This window comes from Sphingobacterium sp. NPDC055431 (genome assembly GCF_053644255.1).
The window spans coordinates 49548-65925 of record NZ_JBSHLH010000010.1; the positions used below are offsets into that span (position 1 = coordinate 49548).

At 39.6% G+C, this 16378-nt stretch carries 20 protein-coding genes, 1 tRNA gene and 1 pseudogene; 21 read left to right on the top strand and 1 reads right to left on the bottom strand.

The genetic code is table 11. The features are described from left to right. Nucleotides 1-201 precede the first annotated feature (201 nt). The 21 genes and pseudogenes from ACWIB3_RS10620 to ACWIB3_RS10720 form a co-directional block, all read left to right on the top strand. Nucleotides 202-423: pseudogene (locus ACWIB3_RS10620) on the top strand (conjugal transfer protein TraG); the annotation flags it as partial. 94 nt (nt 424-517) lie between these two features. After that, nucleotides 518-1042, top strand: coding sequence for a TetR/AcrR family transcriptional regulator (locus tag ACWIB3_RS10625; RefSeq protein WP_165290356.1), 525 nt, complete (start codon nt 518-520; stop codon nt 1040-1042). An 11-nt stretch (nt 1043-1053) separates the two neighbouring features. Next, a complete protein-coding gene (locus ACWIB3_RS10630; protein WP_282636646.1) occupies nt 1054-1464 on the top strand; it encodes a nuclear transport factor 2 family protein in 411 nt (136 codons plus the stop codon). Nucleotides 1465-1497: 33 nt separating this feature from the next. Continuing rightward, on the top strand, nt 1498-2082 hold the full coding sequence (locus ACWIB3_RS10635) for a Crp/Fnr family transcriptional regulator (RefSeq protein WP_156307447.1): 585 nt from the start codon (nt 1498-1500) through the stop codon (nt 2080-2082). A gap of 61 nt (nt 2083-2143) precedes the next feature. Continuing rightward, nucleotides 2144-3259: an oxidoreductase gene (locus ACWIB3_RS10640; protein WP_165290357.1), complete on the top strand. Its 1116-nt coding sequence runs from the start codon at nt 2144-2146 to the stop codon at nt 3257-3259. Between the two features lie 205 nt (nt 3260-3464). Further along, nucleotides 3465-3872 (top strand): RidA family protein, encoded by a 408-nt coding sequence (locus ACWIB3_RS10645; protein WP_156307449.1) that lies wholly within the window; start codon nt 3465-3467, stop codon nt 3870-3872. 246 nt (nt 3873-4118) lie between these two features. After that, nucleotides 4119-4994, top strand: a complete 876-nt coding sequence (locus ACWIB3_RS10650) for a helix-turn-helix domain-containing protein (protein WP_454291568.1) — start codon at nt 4119-4121, stop codon at nt 4992-4994. Nucleotides 4995-5284: 290 nt separating this feature from the next. Further along, a complete protein-coding gene (locus ACWIB3_RS10655) occupies nt 5285-5926 on the top strand; it encodes a hypothetical protein (protein ID WP_454291569.1) in 642 nt (213 codons plus the stop codon). Between the two features lie 25 nt (nt 5927-5951). After that, on the top strand, nt 5952-6854 hold the full coding sequence (locus tag ACWIB3_RS10660) for an NAD(P)-dependent oxidoreductase (RefSeq protein WP_454291570.1): 903 nt from the start codon (nt 5952-5954) through the stop codon (nt 6852-6854). Between the two features lie 69 nt (nt 6855-6923). Continuing rightward, complete coding sequence (locus tag ACWIB3_RS10665; protein ID WP_454291571.1) at nt 6924-7379, top strand: DoxX family protein; 456 nt, start codon at nt 6924-6926, stop codon at nt 7377-7379. Between the two features lie 12 nt (nt 7380-7391). Further along, nucleotides 7392-8027 carry a LysE family translocator gene (locus ACWIB3_RS10670; protein WP_454291572.1) on the top strand — a complete coding sequence of 212 codons (636 nt, stop codon included), beginning with the start codon at nt 7392-7394 and terminating at the stop codon, nt 8025-8027. A gap of 17 nt (nt 8028-8044) precedes the next feature. Beyond that, entirely contained in the window at nt 8045-8482 is a 438-nt protein-coding gene (locus ACWIB3_RS10675; protein WP_454291620.1) for a carboxymuconolactone decarboxylase family protein, read from the top strand. Between the two features lie 32 nt (nt 8483-8514). Beyond that, nucleotides 8515-9111: a hypothetical protein gene (locus ACWIB3_RS10680; protein WP_454291573.1), complete on the top strand. Its 597-nt coding sequence runs from the start codon at nt 8515-8517 to the stop codon at nt 9109-9111. An 11-nt stretch (nt 9112-9122) separates the two neighbouring features. After that, on the top strand, nt 9123-9560 hold the full coding sequence (locus ACWIB3_RS10685) for an antibiotic biosynthesis monooxygenase family protein (RefSeq protein ID WP_134776054.1): 438 nt from the start codon (nt 9123-9125) through the stop codon (nt 9558-9560). 183 nt (nt 9561-9743) lie between these two features. After that, nucleotides 9744-10412, top strand: coding sequence for a flavin reductase family protein (locus tag ACWIB3_RS10690; protein ID WP_454291574.1), 669 nt, complete (start codon nt 9744-9746; stop codon nt 10410-10412). A 25-nt stretch (nt 10413-10437) separates the two neighbouring features. Beyond that, nucleotides 10438-10803 (top strand): nuclear transport factor 2 family protein, encoded by a 366-nt coding sequence (locus tag ACWIB3_RS10695; RefSeq protein WP_156307458.1) that lies wholly within the window; start codon nt 10438-10440, stop codon nt 10801-10803. Nucleotides 10804-10902: 99 nt separating this feature from the next. Next, nucleotides 10903-11925, top strand: a complete 1023-nt coding sequence (locus ACWIB3_RS10700) for an alpha/beta fold hydrolase (RefSeq protein WP_454291575.1) — start codon at nt 10903-10905, stop codon at nt 11923-11925. Between the two features lie 38 nt (nt 11926-11963). Further along, on the top strand, nt 11964-12812 hold the full coding sequence (locus tag ACWIB3_RS10705) for a sigma-70 family RNA polymerase sigma factor (RefSeq protein ID WP_454291576.1): 849 nt from the start codon (nt 11964-11966) through the stop codon (nt 12810-12812). A 35-nt stretch (nt 12813-12847) separates the two neighbouring features. Continuing rightward, nucleotides 12848-13432, top strand: coding sequence for an FMN-dependent NADH-azoreductase (locus ACWIB3_RS10710; protein ID WP_454291577.1), 585 nt, complete (start codon nt 12848-12850; stop codon nt 13430-13432). A gap of 2 nt (nt 13433-13434) precedes the next feature. Further along, nucleotides 13435-13791 carry a nuclear transport factor 2 family protein gene (locus ACWIB3_RS10715; protein WP_156307462.1) on the top strand — a complete coding sequence of 119 codons (357 nt, stop codon included), beginning with the start codon at nt 13435-13437 and terminating at the stop codon, nt 13789-13791. Nucleotides 13792-13996: 205 nt separating this feature from the next. Beyond that, complete coding sequence (locus tag ACWIB3_RS10720) at nt 13997-14824, top strand: RteC domain-containing protein (RefSeq protein WP_454291578.1); 828 nt, start codon at nt 13997-13999, stop codon at nt 14822-14824. 748 nt (nt 14825-15572) lie between these two features. On the opposite strand, the gene ACWIB3_RS10725 is transcribed toward ACWIB3_RS10720, so the two are convergent. Next, nucleotides 15573-15645, bottom strand: a tRNA-Lys gene (locus ACWIB3_RS10725). Nucleotides 15646-16378: the final 733 nt, after the last annotated feature.

A 16378-nucleotide genomic window follows, 5' to 3' on the forward strand; every position in this document is an offset into this window, starting at 1 on the left:
CCGGATCGAACCGTAAAGGGTGCCTGCGGTGCATGTCCGCCATGCCCTCAACCCAATCAGGAACATGCAATTATTCGAATCCCAAGCGGGCACAAAAAAAGCCTCACATTTCTGTGAGGCTTTTTTTGTGAACTTACTGGTACGAAACTCGAACTCTTTTTTGGAAGATTAATAGTTATTAAACGTACTGAAAGATTATTTATCGTGGTGGATAACGAAAAGGTGTCTGCCGAAACCAAAGCCTACAAAAAGATACCGCAGATATTATCTTTTACCGATGAAGACGGCAACGACAATATGAAGCAGGTCATCGAAGCCAATTACAGGCAGGTCAAAGCGGACGTTGTACATATTGTGGAAAGCGAAATGGAGCGGATTAAGAATGACCCCGATTTACAACATTTGATACAGCAAGATGGATAACGGCTAAAATAATGGGTATTCTAAAAAAAGTAAATAGACAGACTTGTCTGTTCATTTATTATTCTATACATTTGCTTTCATAAAGGATATAAACATGGATACCCCAAGAGAAAGAATTATTGATACCGCTTCACTACTGTTCCATCAACAGGGATATAATAGCACTGGAATTAATCAGATTATCAGTGAAGCCAATGTTGCCAAAGCAAGTTTTTACCAACACTTTAAATCAAAAGATGACCTATGTGTTGCGTTTTTAAATGCAAGACATGGATATTGGTTTTCTGAATTGATAACATACGTATCAAAATCGAAAAGCACCAAAAAAAGAATATTGAACGCCTTTGATTTCATTGTTTATATGAACGAAAAGGAAGGTTTTAGGGGGTGCAGTTTTTTGAACATCCTGTCGGAAATATCAAAAGAACAAGGTACTATACTTTCAGTTATACAGGCACACAAAAACGACCTTAGAAAATTCTTTGAAAAAGAACTTGGAGAGGAATTGCTATCCGCTCACATCTACCTGTTATTTGAAAGTTCAATTATAGAAAGCCAACTCTTTAAATCAAATGAGTTGGTCAAGAAATCAAAAAAAATCGTAAACAGCTTAATTTAAGCCTTAAAACAATGGAACAGAAACATCCTTTACCTCCATTTACTTTGGAGACAGCCAAGCAAAAAATCCAAATGGCAGAAGATGCTTGGAATACCAAAAATCCCGAAAAGGTATCAATGGCTTATACCATTGATAGTGAATGGCGAAATCGAAACCTGTTTATCAATGGTCGGGAAGAAATTGTAAGATTTTTGACCGAGAAATGGGAAAAAGAATTGGATTACAAGCTCAAAAAAGAGTATTGGGCGCATACCGATAATAGAATTGCCGTTAGGTTTGAATATGAGTACAGAAACAAAGAGGGTAAATGGTTTAGAGCCTACGGAAACGAGAATTGGGAGTTTGATGAAAACGGCTTAATGAAAAAACGGTACGCTAGTATCAATGACCTCGAAATAAAAGAGGCTGACAGGTATTTATAATTACTAAATTGTGAACGAAAACGGAATACTTATATGGTCGAAAATACTTTATTAAAAAACATCTCGAAATATATAGATCTTACGCAGGATGAAATTTCAACTTTCGAGCGTTTTTGGACGGAGAAAACATTGGAAAAGGGGGACTATCTTTTGCATAATGGCGATACCTGTCGTTATGATAGTTATGTCGTTTCGGGAGCATTAAAAGCATTTTACATCAACGCTGACAATGGCAATGAGGAAATCTTGTTTTTCGCTATCGACGACTGGTGGGCTTCTGACTTAGATAGCTTTTCCAAACAGAAGCCCTCAATATACAACATACAAGCCATAGAAAGAACGACCGTTTTACAGATTAGCCACTATTCTTTTCAGCAGTTACTGGCTGAACTTCCCCGTTTGGAGCGGTACTTTCGGATAATATTAGAAAGTTATCTTGGCGCATTGCAAAAAAGAATTATCTATAACAATGTTCAGGATGCCGAAAGCAGATATTATGCCTTTTTGGAAAACTACCCAAACATAGCATCCAAAGTACCCCAATATCTGATTGCATCGTATTTGGGTGTATCAGCTGAATTTATAAGCCGCATTAAGAAAAAAAATAAACCGTCTTGACCTAGATCAATTTTTTCTCCATCATTTACCGTCAACTTTGCTTCATAATATTAAGAAGCAAATGAAACATCATCCTATTTTTCAGAACGCCATTACATGGCAAAGAGAATTGATCAACCGGACGGTAGTTGCCCCCATGTCACGCGTGAGCGCTACGGCGGACGGCTTGGCTACGCACGAAATGAAGGACTATTATTCCGCATTTGCAATTGGAGGATTTGCAGTTATCATTACCGAGGGTATCTACACTGATGTATACGGTAGCCAGAGTTATAACAACCAACCTGCACTTGTAAACGAAGCGCAAAGCGCTTCTTGGGAAAAGGTAACCCGTGCTGTCCATCAATCTCCCTCCCTTATTTTCGCTCAGTTGATGCACGCAGGTGCTTTATCGCAATATAGTGAGAACACCTTAGCTCCGTCTGCCCTAAAACCTGTTGGCACAAAGATGTCTTCCTACGGTGGCGAGGGGACATTTCCTACCCCTAAAGAAATGGACTTGACGGATATTGAAAGAATGAAACAGGGCTTTATCAATGGAGCTGTAAACGCTTATAAGGCAGGCTTTGACGGCGTAGAAATTCATGGGGCAAATGGTTATTTGTTAGACCAGTTCCTCACACCGGAACTGAACCACAGAAACGACCAATATGGTGGCACTATGCAGAACCGTTTCCGTGTTATTGCTGAAATTATTGCTGGTATAAAGGCTTCCGTGCCACAGAGTTTCATTGTCGGTTTACGGGTTTCAGAGGGGAAAGTAAATGACCTTACCTACCGTTGGAAACATGGTATTGAAACAGCTAAAGAACTGGCAGAAGAAATAAAGGTGAGCAAACCCGATTTTGTTCACGTAGCGGTGCAGACGGGCGAATGGGAACGGGACAGCTTTTTTGGAGACGGAATATCATTGGCATTGGTTATCCGGCAGGCAACGGGCATTCCTGTCATTGCCAACGGTGGTTTCCATAATGTTGAAAAGGCGGAAGTTGCCTTGAAGGACAACCACGCAACGCTGGTTGCTATCGGAAAAGCAGCCTTAGCAGATCCCCATTGGGTAATGAAAACCATGAACGGGTTACCCTTGATTCCTTTTCACCGTGAAATGTTATGGCCGGAGGCAACCCTTAGCCATACCCGGAAAATCGTCAAAGAATTAAATCTTGAAAATAGTTAGAAAGAGAACAATGAAAATGAACAGATTCTTGATAATTGGGACTTTACTTTCAGTATAGACATCACAGGAAAAACGTTCGCACAAAGGAACACATCTATAAATCAAATAAATAAAAAATGAAACCTGCTTGTGTCACCATCGAAAAAAGGATATATAAAAATCAACTCAAGCAAGCTTCATTGCCATTAAAAAACAAATTATTATCATGAAAATTTCACAAATTAAAATTACGCCGGACGCTTATGAACCATTCCGTCTGGCTCAGGGACATCGTGTAGGCGATCTGTTGTTTATTTCGGGACAGACCGCTATTGGCAAGGATGGAAAGCTTATAGGCATAGGTGACTTTGATGCACAGGCAAAAATGGCTTTTGAAAATCTGGACAAGGTATTGAGTGCTGGAGGTTCAAGTTTGAAAAACGTGGTTAAGGTCACTATCATGCTCCGTGACATGAAGAACTTTGAGAAGATTGTCGAATTGAGAGGCAAATACTTTACTCCCCCATATCCGGCAGATACTATTTTTGAAGTATCGTCATTGTTTTCGCCGGATGCATTGATTGAGATTGAAGCCATTGCTGTGGCGGATGCGCTGGCAGATTGGGAAAAGTAATACGAAAATAAAACCAGTCACAGTAAGGAGTGGATAAGTAGTATCTACTCCTTGTTTATTTTGGACATTTATATACAACGAAGTATAAATAACCATACATCATCAAATGATAATAATTGCGTATTTTAGTATTTTCTGATATACTAAGTTTGACATGAGAATAAACTTCACATTTCATAATTATTATTTTTCAATCTGGACGGAAAAGCATTCCCAGGATTATACTAATTTTTAGACATCTTCCTTATGATACAAAAACATTCAGATAACTTTGATCTGCTCAGATATTTAAGGTCTCAAAAAAATGATGGCCATATAGCGCCTTATTATCTGGCATCAAAAACGTGTCTTGAAGACTTGAAAATCACGCATCCCTTTAAAAACTACTTTTATACTATCGGTCTGTATTATGGTGAGGGAGCGCGCATCAGGATAGGCACTACCGATTATGATTTAACACGAGGAAGCCTGTTGACGATTGGCCCCGGAATGACCTGTCAATGGCTCAATACCAGTTTTCCCTCAAATGACACGTTATTTTTTTATGATGATATTTTTGTAAATAATTTCAGCAGGTCGTTTTTCTATTCTCTCGAATTTTTTTGCCCCGATGAAAAGAGTGTGATGCAACTCACCGATAGGCAATTCGAGGAAATGCAACAGCTTTTCAGCACACTTCGGGCAATAGCTGATAAGCCCGAAGCAGTATCGGGCATACTATATTCAATCCTGATTATTTCACAGAAATATTTCTGGAACCTGTACCGGGGCAATAAAAAGGAACTCAACGGTAAAGAACATACCGTTGTAAAGTTTAGAGAATTAGTTTCAAAGAATTTCTCGCAGTATAAAGATGTTGCTTTTTATGCGGAACAGTTGCATATATCACCAAAATACCTGAGCGAAATATTAGTAGAATACACCGGGCTTTCGGCGAAAAAATGGATTGAGTTTCATATCATGCAGGAGGCCAAGTACCTGTTGAGCTTTTGGAATATGTCTGTCAAAGAGGTGTCGTTTCAACTTGGCTACACAGACTCTTCTCATTTTTCCCGGGCATTCAGAAGCTACGAAGGTCAGCTCCCCACTGAGTTCAAAAATACAATTGAAATTCCTGCATAATCGCGGGTTCTACATCAAAAACAGAAAAAACTACATTTTTTGCCGTCATACTTACAGTATTGACGGCTAGGCTCCTTCATATCTTCGTATGGTATTACAGAAAACGTACAATGAAGTTTAGATAAGATGCATTTCTTTCGTTACGAAAAGACAAGACAAATCACCAACGGAAGAAAATATCCTGAATAGGTTGTCACGTTTTCAGCACTTCATGTGTCCATATTTTAAACAGTGGTTGACTGTAATAATTATCCGACCACAGCCTAACAAAAAGAAATTTGAAGGGAACGATGAAAGAAACAGCGAAAATAAAAAACTTGCTGGCCTGCCTGTTTTTCTGCATGTGGTGCTTGCACAGCGAGGCGCAAGTCCCTGTGGAAATCACTGCAGGGCATTCGAGTTACTATTATCAGCATATGTTTTCCGGCAAAATCATTGCGGAAAAGCCGTTTGGATTTTTTAACACGTCTTCTATTTTGCTTCCTTACGACAAAAAGCGGGGGATTGAAGTGATGAGCCAGTCGTATCTTACTTACGAAATAAATAAACGCTGGGCAACCGGTTTGGGTTCTATCTATGCACCGGGAAATCGGTTTGTGCCTTCGGCTTTTGTTTGGTATTTCAATAAAAAAAATGACTTATCGTATCTCATTTTTACGAGAATGGATGTTTGGTCTAACCCCAGTCTTGAGCTGTTCGGTTCTGTGGAATATCAAGGTAGCAAAAATCAGAATTTCAATCTTTATGCGCGTTTGCAGCTTCAATATATTACTTCAATGCATTGGAACGGGCACTTAAAGAGTGTTCAATATGCAAGATTAGGAGTGGACAATAAAGGTGTACAATATGGTTTGGGTGTAAACTTTGACCAATACGGGCCAAATACGGAACACTACAGCAACTTTGGACTTTTTGTGCGAAGAGTATTCTAACAGAACTTTTAAAATACAATTAAATATGAATATAGATAACATCAAAACTGAAATACCTCACAACAAAAGGAAGAGCGTAACGGTACTTGGATTGGGTAATATGGGAGCCGCGATAGCCTATACATTTATCAATCAAGGTTATGATACGGTTGTGTGGAACCGTAATGCGGAAAAATGTAAACCACTAGTTGAAGCAGGTGCAGCGGGTATAGAAATACTTAGTGAGGCAGTTGTTGCCAGTAATCAGATTGTGATCTGCTTGTTAAACAATACGGCTGTGGATGAAGTACTCAAACAGGTAGCTGGTGCGGTTGCCGGAAAAGTATTCATCAATTTAACGAGCGGCACACCTGCTCAGGCTCGTGATTTTGCTGAGTGGGCTGAAAAACAGAACGCTTCCTATATCGATGGCAAAATATTGGCTGACCCAATAGACATCGGAACCGCCAAAGCACAGTTATTATTCAGTGGTAAGCCAACCGTTTTTGATGCGCAGTATCCGCTGTTGGAAAAGCTAGGTGCCATTACTTTCTACGGAGAAGACGCAGGAGCCGCGGCTGTAGATTTTTTAGCGCAGGTAGCTATTGGCTATGAATTTTTAATAGGTTTTTTGCATACCCTTCAATTGGTGCATCAGGAAGGAGTGGATTTGGCCGCTTTTGCACATCGGGTTGCGGGCACGCTACAGGGCTATGGCCCGCTGCTGTCCCTAATGGTCAATGAAATTAAGTTGGGTACATACCAGCCCGACTTGGGGCCGCTTCAGGTTCAAGCCGCGATGTTTGATGACCTCATCAATCATCGAAAATCAAAAAATGTGGAAACTCTGCGCATGCAAGAAATCAAAAACCTCATGGACCGTAGAATAGCTGATGGGCATGGAGCGCAGGGATTTTCGAGTTTATTCGAACTACTAGGGAAACAATAGCAACTACCAGCATTGACCACAATATTTAAAGGGGATACAAACAAGATATAACTAGAATAAAAAAGGAAAATGATGAAACAGAAATTTTTTAATACGCACAATGATTATACAGGTCTGATCATTCGACTGACAATCGGTATCGTTATGTTTCCACACGGAGCGCGGGCTATGTTGGGCTGGTTTGGTGGCTTTGGGTTTACCCAAACTTTGGAGGGGCTGCAACAGATGGGACACCCATGGCTGGTGGGGCTATTAGTTATATTAATAGAGTTCTTTGCACCCATTTTTATAATAATGGGCTTTGCCTCCCGTTTTTGGGCAATTGCATTGGGTGGACTTTTTATCGGAATAATTTTATTTGGCGGACATCTCGAGCATGGCTTTTTCATGAACTGGTTTGGCGATAAGGAAGGTGAAGGATTCGAATATCATTTGCTGATGCTCGGCTTATGTCTGGCACTGTTCATTCAGGGAAGTGGAAAATATTCACTGGACAATTTGATATCCAAAAAACTCACAGCTTAAATTTAAACAACGATGATCCCGATTCATGAACTTTTGTGGTTTGCTTTGGCTGCCTTCCTGATGGTTATCAGCCCGGGGCCGAATATGATTTATCTTATTTCAAGAAGCATTACGCAGGGTAAAACAGCCGGGCTTGTTTCACTAGTTGGCGTTATCTGTGGTTTTTTATTTCATATCGTCCTGGCGGGATTTGGATTGACGGCTATATTACTGGCTGTTCCGTTTGCTTACGGAATACTGAAAATTTCGGGCGCTATTTACTTGTTGTATTTGGCGTATCAGGCCATTAAACCCAATGGCAAAACATTTTTTGAAGTGAATGAGCATATTGCCAAAGACAAGCCTCGAAAACTGTTCCTGATGGGCTTTTTTACCAACCTGTTGAATCCTAAAATGGCTGTATTTTACCTGTCTTTTTTTCCTCAATTTATCAAACCGGAATATGGCTCTATATTAGGTCAGAGTATGGCATTGGGTATTACACAGATTTCTATCAGCTTCACTATCAATTTTATTATTGTAATGACCGCTGCAAAAATGGCTTCTTTCCTTACAAAAAATCCACTTTGGGTAAGGGCGCAAAAATGGTTTATGGCCAGTGTACTGACTTTTTTAGCCATAAAAATGGTGATTTCAAAAGCTAAATAATGACAAACAAAATAAATATGGAAAACAGAATAGACATACAGCAGCTTGAGCCGGATGCATTCAAGGCAATGTTCGCTCTGGAAAATTACCTGCACAATTCAGGACTATCTAGAACGCAATTCTATCTGATTAAAATTCGTGCTTCGCAAATCAACGGTTGCGCTTTTTGTATCAACATGCACACTACGGATGCATTAAAGCAGGGTGAAACCGCACAGCGAATTTTCCTGCTCAACGCCTGGAAAGAAACCGGATTATTTACCGAGGAAGAGAAAATAATTTTAGCCATAACCGAGGAAGTAACCTTAATCAGCCAAAACGGGTTAAGCGATGAAACGTACAGAAAGGCCGAACAACTTTTTGATGGAAACCAGATTGCACAGATCATAATGGCGGTTGTTACAATAAATGCATGGAATAGGATTGTAATCAGCACCAAAAAAACAGTACTATAAAAAGAATAATGAACTAAAAATGATAATCAATTATGCAAACAATTCCTAAACCATTCAAGATCCTAGTATCCGTCCTTGTAGTTTCCAATGTCGTTTTGATGATTTGTATCGTCTACCTATATTTAAATAACAGGCCAAACTTTAATGCAGAAAGAATAAATATCAATGATGCTTCGGGAAAAAATCGTGTCGTTATTGCGAACACAGACAACATTCCCGAGCCCATTGTTGGTGGAAAAACGTATAAAAGAGCTTACGCACCAGCGGGTCTTATATTCTACGATAAAAACGGAGACGAAAGAGGAGGCCTTGCTATTACCGATAACGAGGAGACCAACCTGAACGCACTCTCATTTGACTATCAGAATGCAGATGCTATCGGCATCCTGGCACAGGACAATAAACACGACAACTATTTCAGGGCCGGTCTATTGATCAACGACAAAGACCTGTCGGGGAAACCCGGACATAATATCAACCGTATCAACCTGATAACGGAAAATGGGAATGCCGCTTTGATAATGAAGGATAACAATGAAATACCGAGAATTATTCTAAAGGTTGATAGTGTGGGCAACCCGTCCATCGAAATGTTTGACAAAGACGGTAAGCTGAACTGGAAACAATAAACTCAAGCCTTATGAAACAGACATTAAAAACCGTCATCCTTATCATACCCATTCTTATGGCGGTGAATACTTTTGGTCAACAACAAAATCAAGTCGAAATGGAACAGAATAACGGAGAAGAGCGTACTGTTACGGAACATGTCGCCGTCATCGATAAAATCAGCATTCCCAAAAAAGCTATCGCGGAGTATTCCCAAAAATCGCTTTTCATCAGAAATATACTTCGGCAGCAGCCCGGCTTTGTAAAATATGAAATCTTTCAACAGACAGGCGATAGTGGAGACCTTCGGGTCATTACGGTTGCCACTTGGGCAGACCGACAGCGGATGGACGATGCCAGAGTGGTCATACGGGAGGCAATGCAAAAAGCGGGGATTAAAATGCCCGCCTTTTTAGAACAACATGGTATTACGATGGAAAGGGGTATCTATCAGATGGTCGAGGAGTGAGTCTTATAGATTTATAGCAGACTTGATAATTATCTTCAAGAAAGTATAAAACAGTGATGTCTTAATGTCTATAAGAGAACTTGACCGGATTCCGCAAGAAACGGATTTCAATAGATGCATGGTATCGTTAATTTTAAAAGGAACAGCAAAGCTGAGTAATGAAATCATAAAAGGTATTCTAACATGCACATTAAAAGTTACCCTTCCATTCTGTACTTCGGCACACCGGTAGTACTTATCAGTACCAAAAATCCAAATGGTACAGATAATCTTGCACCTATATCTTCGATCTTCTGGTTGGGGTGGCGCTGCATCATTGGTCTTGGGACTTCCTCCCAAACTGCCAAAAACCTTTTGGTAACCAAAGAGGCCGTATTAAACCTGCCCTCGGTAAACGAGGCAAAGGCAGTGAACCTACTGGCCAGAACCACGGGTTCTAATCCCGTGCCCCAATCTAAAATGTTAAAGGGGTATCGTTTCGAAGAAAATAAATTTGAAATAGCAGGATTGACAGGGACCCCGTCCGAAACCATCAATGCCTGCCGGGTGAACGAATGCCCTGTACAAATGGAAGCTGTTGTCATGGCCATTCATAAATTGGCAGAGGATGAACCATCACAACAGGGGAAGATTATCACATTTGAACTTAAAATAAATAGGATATATCTCGACAAATCAATCATAATGAGCAATCATCCAAACCGGGTTGATCCCGACAAGTGGAAACCACTCATTATGAGCTTTCAGGAGTTTTATACGCTTGGCGATAAAGGACATGAATCGACGCTCGCAGAAATTCCTGAAATTTTATACAATACCAACGATAGAAAATCAGCACAGGAGGAAGTTTAGTGAAAACAAAAATAATGACTAAGAAATGATAACAAAGGACGAAATTTTAAATCTCGAGAACACACTTTACGGAGCCATCCAAAATAGGGATACGGAAGTGCTCGACAACCTATTGCATACTGATCTGCTTTTTATAATTCCAGGCGGTCAGACGATAACCAAAGAAATGGATCTGCAAACGTATCGTGAGGGAAACTTAAAAGTAAACGAAATCACTCCCAAAGTAGAAGAACTGCATATCATAGCGGATCTGGCTGTTATTACTTTGCAGATGGAGTTAAAAGGGAACTATAATAACGAGCCTTTTGAAGCTAAATATAAATATATCCGTTTTTGGAAAAAGTTTCCCGAAGGCATAAAAGTAGTTGGCGGAAGCGGAATGGCTATTTAATCAAAAGCCTGTATAAGACACAGGAAATCGGCAAAACAGTAAAGATTAACAAATCAGGACGATGCGATTATGCTTCTATTTGCATTGTATATAAATAAGATGAAAGAAAAGTTCCTCATAACCTTGATAATTACCTCAATCAACTGGCAGTTTTGTACAGCCCAAATTAATTCCATCAATGAATACAACCGTATTGAATTAAATGGTGTCAGGCACAGCGTATTTATTAAAGGGGAAAATGCCCTGAACCCTGTTTTGCTCATATTGCACGGTGGCCCTGGATTTTCTGATTTTTATTTTTGGCAAACACACAATAAGGAACTGGAACCGCGCTTCACGGTGGTTACATACGACCAAAGGGGAACGGGTTTATCCTACAACGATACCCTGCCTCCCGGAAGCATCACTATTGAACAGCTGGAAGATGATGCGCTAAGTTTAATACATATTCTTAAAGAGCGTTTTAAGAAAGAGAAAATATATTTGGTTGGTTATTCTTTTGGTTCTATTATGGGCATGCATCTGATTCAAAAGTATCCATCGCTATTTCAGGCTTACATTGGCGTGGGACAGGTTACCAGTATGTATTTGAATGAAAAGGTTTCGCTCGATTATTCAATTCAACAGGCCAGGTTAAAAAAAGACAGCGTAGCAATGGCTCAATTGCAAAAACTCCGTAAGCATTACCCGTCCCGCTCAAAAAATGAAATATCACACCTGTATTTATCAAGAAAATGGCTCCGGCACTTTCATGGTGATTTTTGTGAAGGTACCAATGTTGGCCAGCTCTATAAAAATATGGATTCCTTTGCCACGCAATATTACAAAGATAGCCTGATAGCTAAGGGACAAGCCTTCACAATGAATGCCATGTGGGATGAAGTAATGCAGGTAGATTTATTTAAAACGGTTCGGGAAGTAAAAGTCCCCGTTTACTTTATCGCAGGGCGGTGTGACTATAATACCCCCTCCACACTTGCTTATAAATTTTTCAGGAAACTAAAAGCGCCTCAAAAACAATTCATCTGGTTTGAAAACTCAGGGCACTATGCAGCTTTTGTAGAACCGGAAAAATTTAATAGGATTATGGTGCAGGAAGTTCTGGCCGATAAAGGAACATAAAGCCTGAAATTCGCTAATATCAAAAATAGAATAAAAAGATGGAGAAACATTATAATAAGTTATTGACCTATGCCTACAATATTGTCGGTTCTTATGAAGATGCGAAAGATCTGGTACAGGATGTACTGGAAAAATACATTACATTGGATAAATCGAGCATCCGCCAGGAATCCAACTTTCTGATCAAGAGCACGATTAATCATGCCATAAATTTTAAAACCCGCCAAAGCAAAAAAGAAGTTTTCGGCGAATGGCTCCCCGAACCTGTTTCATTTGATAATGCCGATGCAAAACTTATTAGGGACGAAACGGCAAGCTATACCATGCTCGTGCTGTTCGAGTACCTGAACCCAAAAGAAAGAGCGGCTTTCATATTGAAAGAGGGCTTCAATTATTCACATGCTGAGATAGCCGAACTGCTTGAAATAAGCACCGAAAATTCACGCCAGCTATTGAGCAGGGCCAACAAACAATTGAAAGACAGTAAATACTCAAGTTATAGCCCACATTTGGGTCACTCATTTGAGACTGTAGGCAGGTATCAGAAAGCGTTGGCTCAGGCTGACATCGTGGAATTGCAGAACTTATTGGTAGACGACATAAAACTCAGTGCTGACGGAGGTACGAAGGTGCAGGTAGTGAGCGGTTCGGAAATAGGGAAAACAGCTACGGCCACTTTATTGGTTTATGTACAGCAGCATTTTCTGATGGGAAAAACATTTACCTTTCAATTTTTCAATCATCAACCTGCTGTCTGCTTTTGGGAGCATGAAAAGCTCCATAACTGTCATATACTCCAATTAAGTGAAGATGGATTGATCCAGGAAATATATTCCATTGTAGACCCGGATAAGCTAAAAAATATTACCAAGCTGTCACATATTTAGTACTCAAATGGTCTTCCATAGAAAGAGTAAAAAAGATGAAGACATTATTGAGAATTGACAGTAGCTTACGTTTAAAAAACTCCTATTCCCGCAATGCGGGAGACAATTTTGTACGGGCATGGAAAGAACTGAATCCGGAAGGGAGCATCAGTATACGGGAAGTAGGCACCTCCCACATTCCTCATCTTGAGCAGGAAGTACTTGAGAAATTTTATACTGCCGGGGATACTTCAGACCGCCTAAAATTGTCTGACCAGTTGATAGCAGAACTATTCGGGTGTGATGAAATCCTTATCACAGTGCCTATGTATAATTTTGGCATACCCTCTTCGCTGAAAGCGTATTTCGACCTTGTGCTGCGGACAGGTAAAACTTTCAGATACGACGAGGACAAAGCAATCGGATTGCTTCAGAATAAAAAAGCATACGTTCTCTCCGCTATGGGGGAACTGGATTCAGCTTTGCCCAATCTAGTGGAAATGCACCTGCAGCAGATATTGAACTTTATTGGCATTAGGGAAATTTACTATTATTCATTGGACGGAACGGATGATAAAGAATCTGTCAAACAACAACTAAACCATCAAAAAGAATTATTTACGAACATCTTAAACAAATAAAAATGGAACAGGCAGAAAAAGCAATCGAAGCATTTGTAAAAGCTGGCGACAATCGTGATGTAGCAGCATTGGAAAGTATCTTACATCCCGGCTTTCAGAATATACAGGACGGGTTTTTCGATGAGAAGGGGATTTTTGTATTCTCGAAATCTGACTATATCGAACTCATCCGTACCAAGCGATTCGGAGGAAGCCCAAGGAGCTTGGTGATAAACAACATAAAGCAATCAGACCATATGGCTATTGCACACACGACGTTGGAAAGTGAGTTTCTTATCTTTCATTCATTGATAATATGTATTCGGGATAATGAGCATTGGAAAATAATAAATAACACACCCACAATCCATGTGAAGTAGTTTTCAATGATGGCTGAATAAAATTCAGCCATCTTAAATCATCTTGAAGAATAATTTTTTTAATGCCTTATTTCTGCATTCTAAACAATTATTCTCCAACCAATAGGGAACCGTCTAAAATTATGCTAATGGGTTAACAAATACTAACGTAAGAGCGGATCGGCACGCTCCGGTCGGAACTCAATAGGAGAATAAATGCGAGTAAATGGATAAATTTTACAATGATAAGTTACACAAACTGGAAACAGTCATCAATGACTTCGAGATTGAAGCAGATTGTTCCATACAATGGATAGAAACCGTTATACACCATATTCTTGAATGCCTGTCCGAAATGAAAGGGTATGTCCTGAAAAGAGGGTTTAAGAATACTGATGAAGAAATCCGCTTTTTCAAATATCAGAAACCTGCCATTGTAGCTAAACTCATCTACTACAATGCCATTTACAAAATCGAGACAAAAAAGCCGTATGGCGCAAAACCTATAAGGAAATACCTCAACAAAGAACTGAAAAAGCTAAAAAGATTCTTTGACAATAATCTCGATTTTTATAAGTATTACCGGAGCAATAATTCGTTCCTTGACGAAAAAATGTTATTACGGGGCAAGCATGATATAAAGCTGTGGTTGGACACTTATTATTTCCAGTCTGACCAAACCTTTTCCACCTCACATGATTATAAAGTCGCCAAGATAATGGCCAATGATTTGATACAGGTTTACATCGAAGACCAGTTATATAACAAATTCCAAAAAGACAAATCGAAAGCCCAAAAGAAGCTGAAATGGACAGGTAGCAAAGTGGCATTGATAGAACTGATTTATGCCCTGCACTATCAAGGCGTGTTTGACAACGGGAACAATGACATAAGGGAAGTAGCCCAATATTTTGAAAGTACCTTTGGTATTGATTTAGGCAACTTTTATCAGACTTATTTGGAGTTGAGAAACCGGAAGATGAACCGTACAAAATTCCTTGATGCGCTTCGGGAGGAACTTATACGAAGAATGGACGAGCAGGACGAAAAGTAAAGTTCAATTTAATAGGTTCTAAAATAGTTATGCGACCGACTTCGGAGGGTGTTAATATCACCTGCAAGGGCAAGTAGTTTTGAGGCACAGAATGAGTTTCGAGCACCTCAAAACATAACTTGCTCTGTTTAGGCGAACAGAAAGTTTCTGAGTTTTTAAGACGGCCATCAGCCGAGCCTGCTTGCGTTCAAGCCATACGACTGCCTTGATAGATAGAGGGCAATATTGCAGGAGGGCATGACGGCTTTCAATATATCAGTCTGACCTAATTAACTTCTTTTGATTTATTCGGTAATGAGAGGAGGTGCTGTTTTGTTTCTCTATCACTACCATTTATTCGTTCAAAGGTCGGAGTATGCTATGTTTCGTTTCATGGGCTAAAAAGGTCAGTGTTTAGCTGAAACAAGGTTTTGACTGAAAAATACTATCCGCAGGTTGGAGATTTTTTAGCAAACCGAAGGCTCGACCTTGTAAAGCGTAAAGGACACTGATTTACCTTTGCCCTTGAAAATGGAACGAATAGCATACCGACTTGTGATAAAATTCATTAAATAGCTGATAAACAATAGTATTACAAAAGAAAAATTAAAAACGGGTTCGATCTCCCCTAAATTTAGGTGATTTTATGAGACACAACATCGAACCCCGAAGATGATTTTCAAGTCAACGTATATCTATCAGAATATCAGTAAATTATAAGGAAATAAAAAAGGGACAAGTTCGCTATTTTTGAACTTGTCCCAAGAGGTGATCCCGCTGGGATTCGAACCCAGGACCCATACATTAAAAGTGTATTGCTCTACCAGCTGAGCTACGGAATCGTTGTTCTTTTATCGAGAACCCTTCGTTGTTTGAAGTGATGCAAAGGTAGGTTTTTTCAGAACAATTCACAATCTAAAAACACTTTTTTTTCATTATTCCCTTAAACAGCCTGATAATAAAAGAATTATTTTTTCAAAAATGCTGAATCGTGACTAAAAATCCACATTTACTTCACCACTGGGTGGGAATGGTCCTTTCATTTACCCCTAGCAAAAATTGCAGCTAATTTCAGCAGACAGCAGTCATGAATCACTGGCTCAGATATACAATCACGCTAATTTGACACTGAATAACAGTAACTTACAAATTCTTGTAGAGATTTTGTAGATGCTTTTTTACCGGACGTATAAACATTGTAGATTGTAATTAATTGTATCTGTCCCTGAAATTAAAAAACTTTGGATAACAAAAATAGAAACTATGTTTTTCATATTCGGAGTCAGAAAAAGTCGTATTGGAACTCAGGTTTGTTCCTCAGCATGCAGTTATTGCCAGCAGAAGGACACATTGGCCCTAATTGCTTACCAAAATTATTTCCATGTGTTTTGGATTCCTCTCTTCCCGCTTTGGAAGGAAGTTCATTCTGTTTGTGTGCATTGCAAGCAACAACGTAGAATGAGCGAATTTAACCCCGAAATAAAACTAGAAGCGATCGAATTAAGGAAACGGTCGAAAACTCCGTTTTTCACTTATGCCTTACCGGCCTGCTTCCTTCTATTTTTTATTATTAGC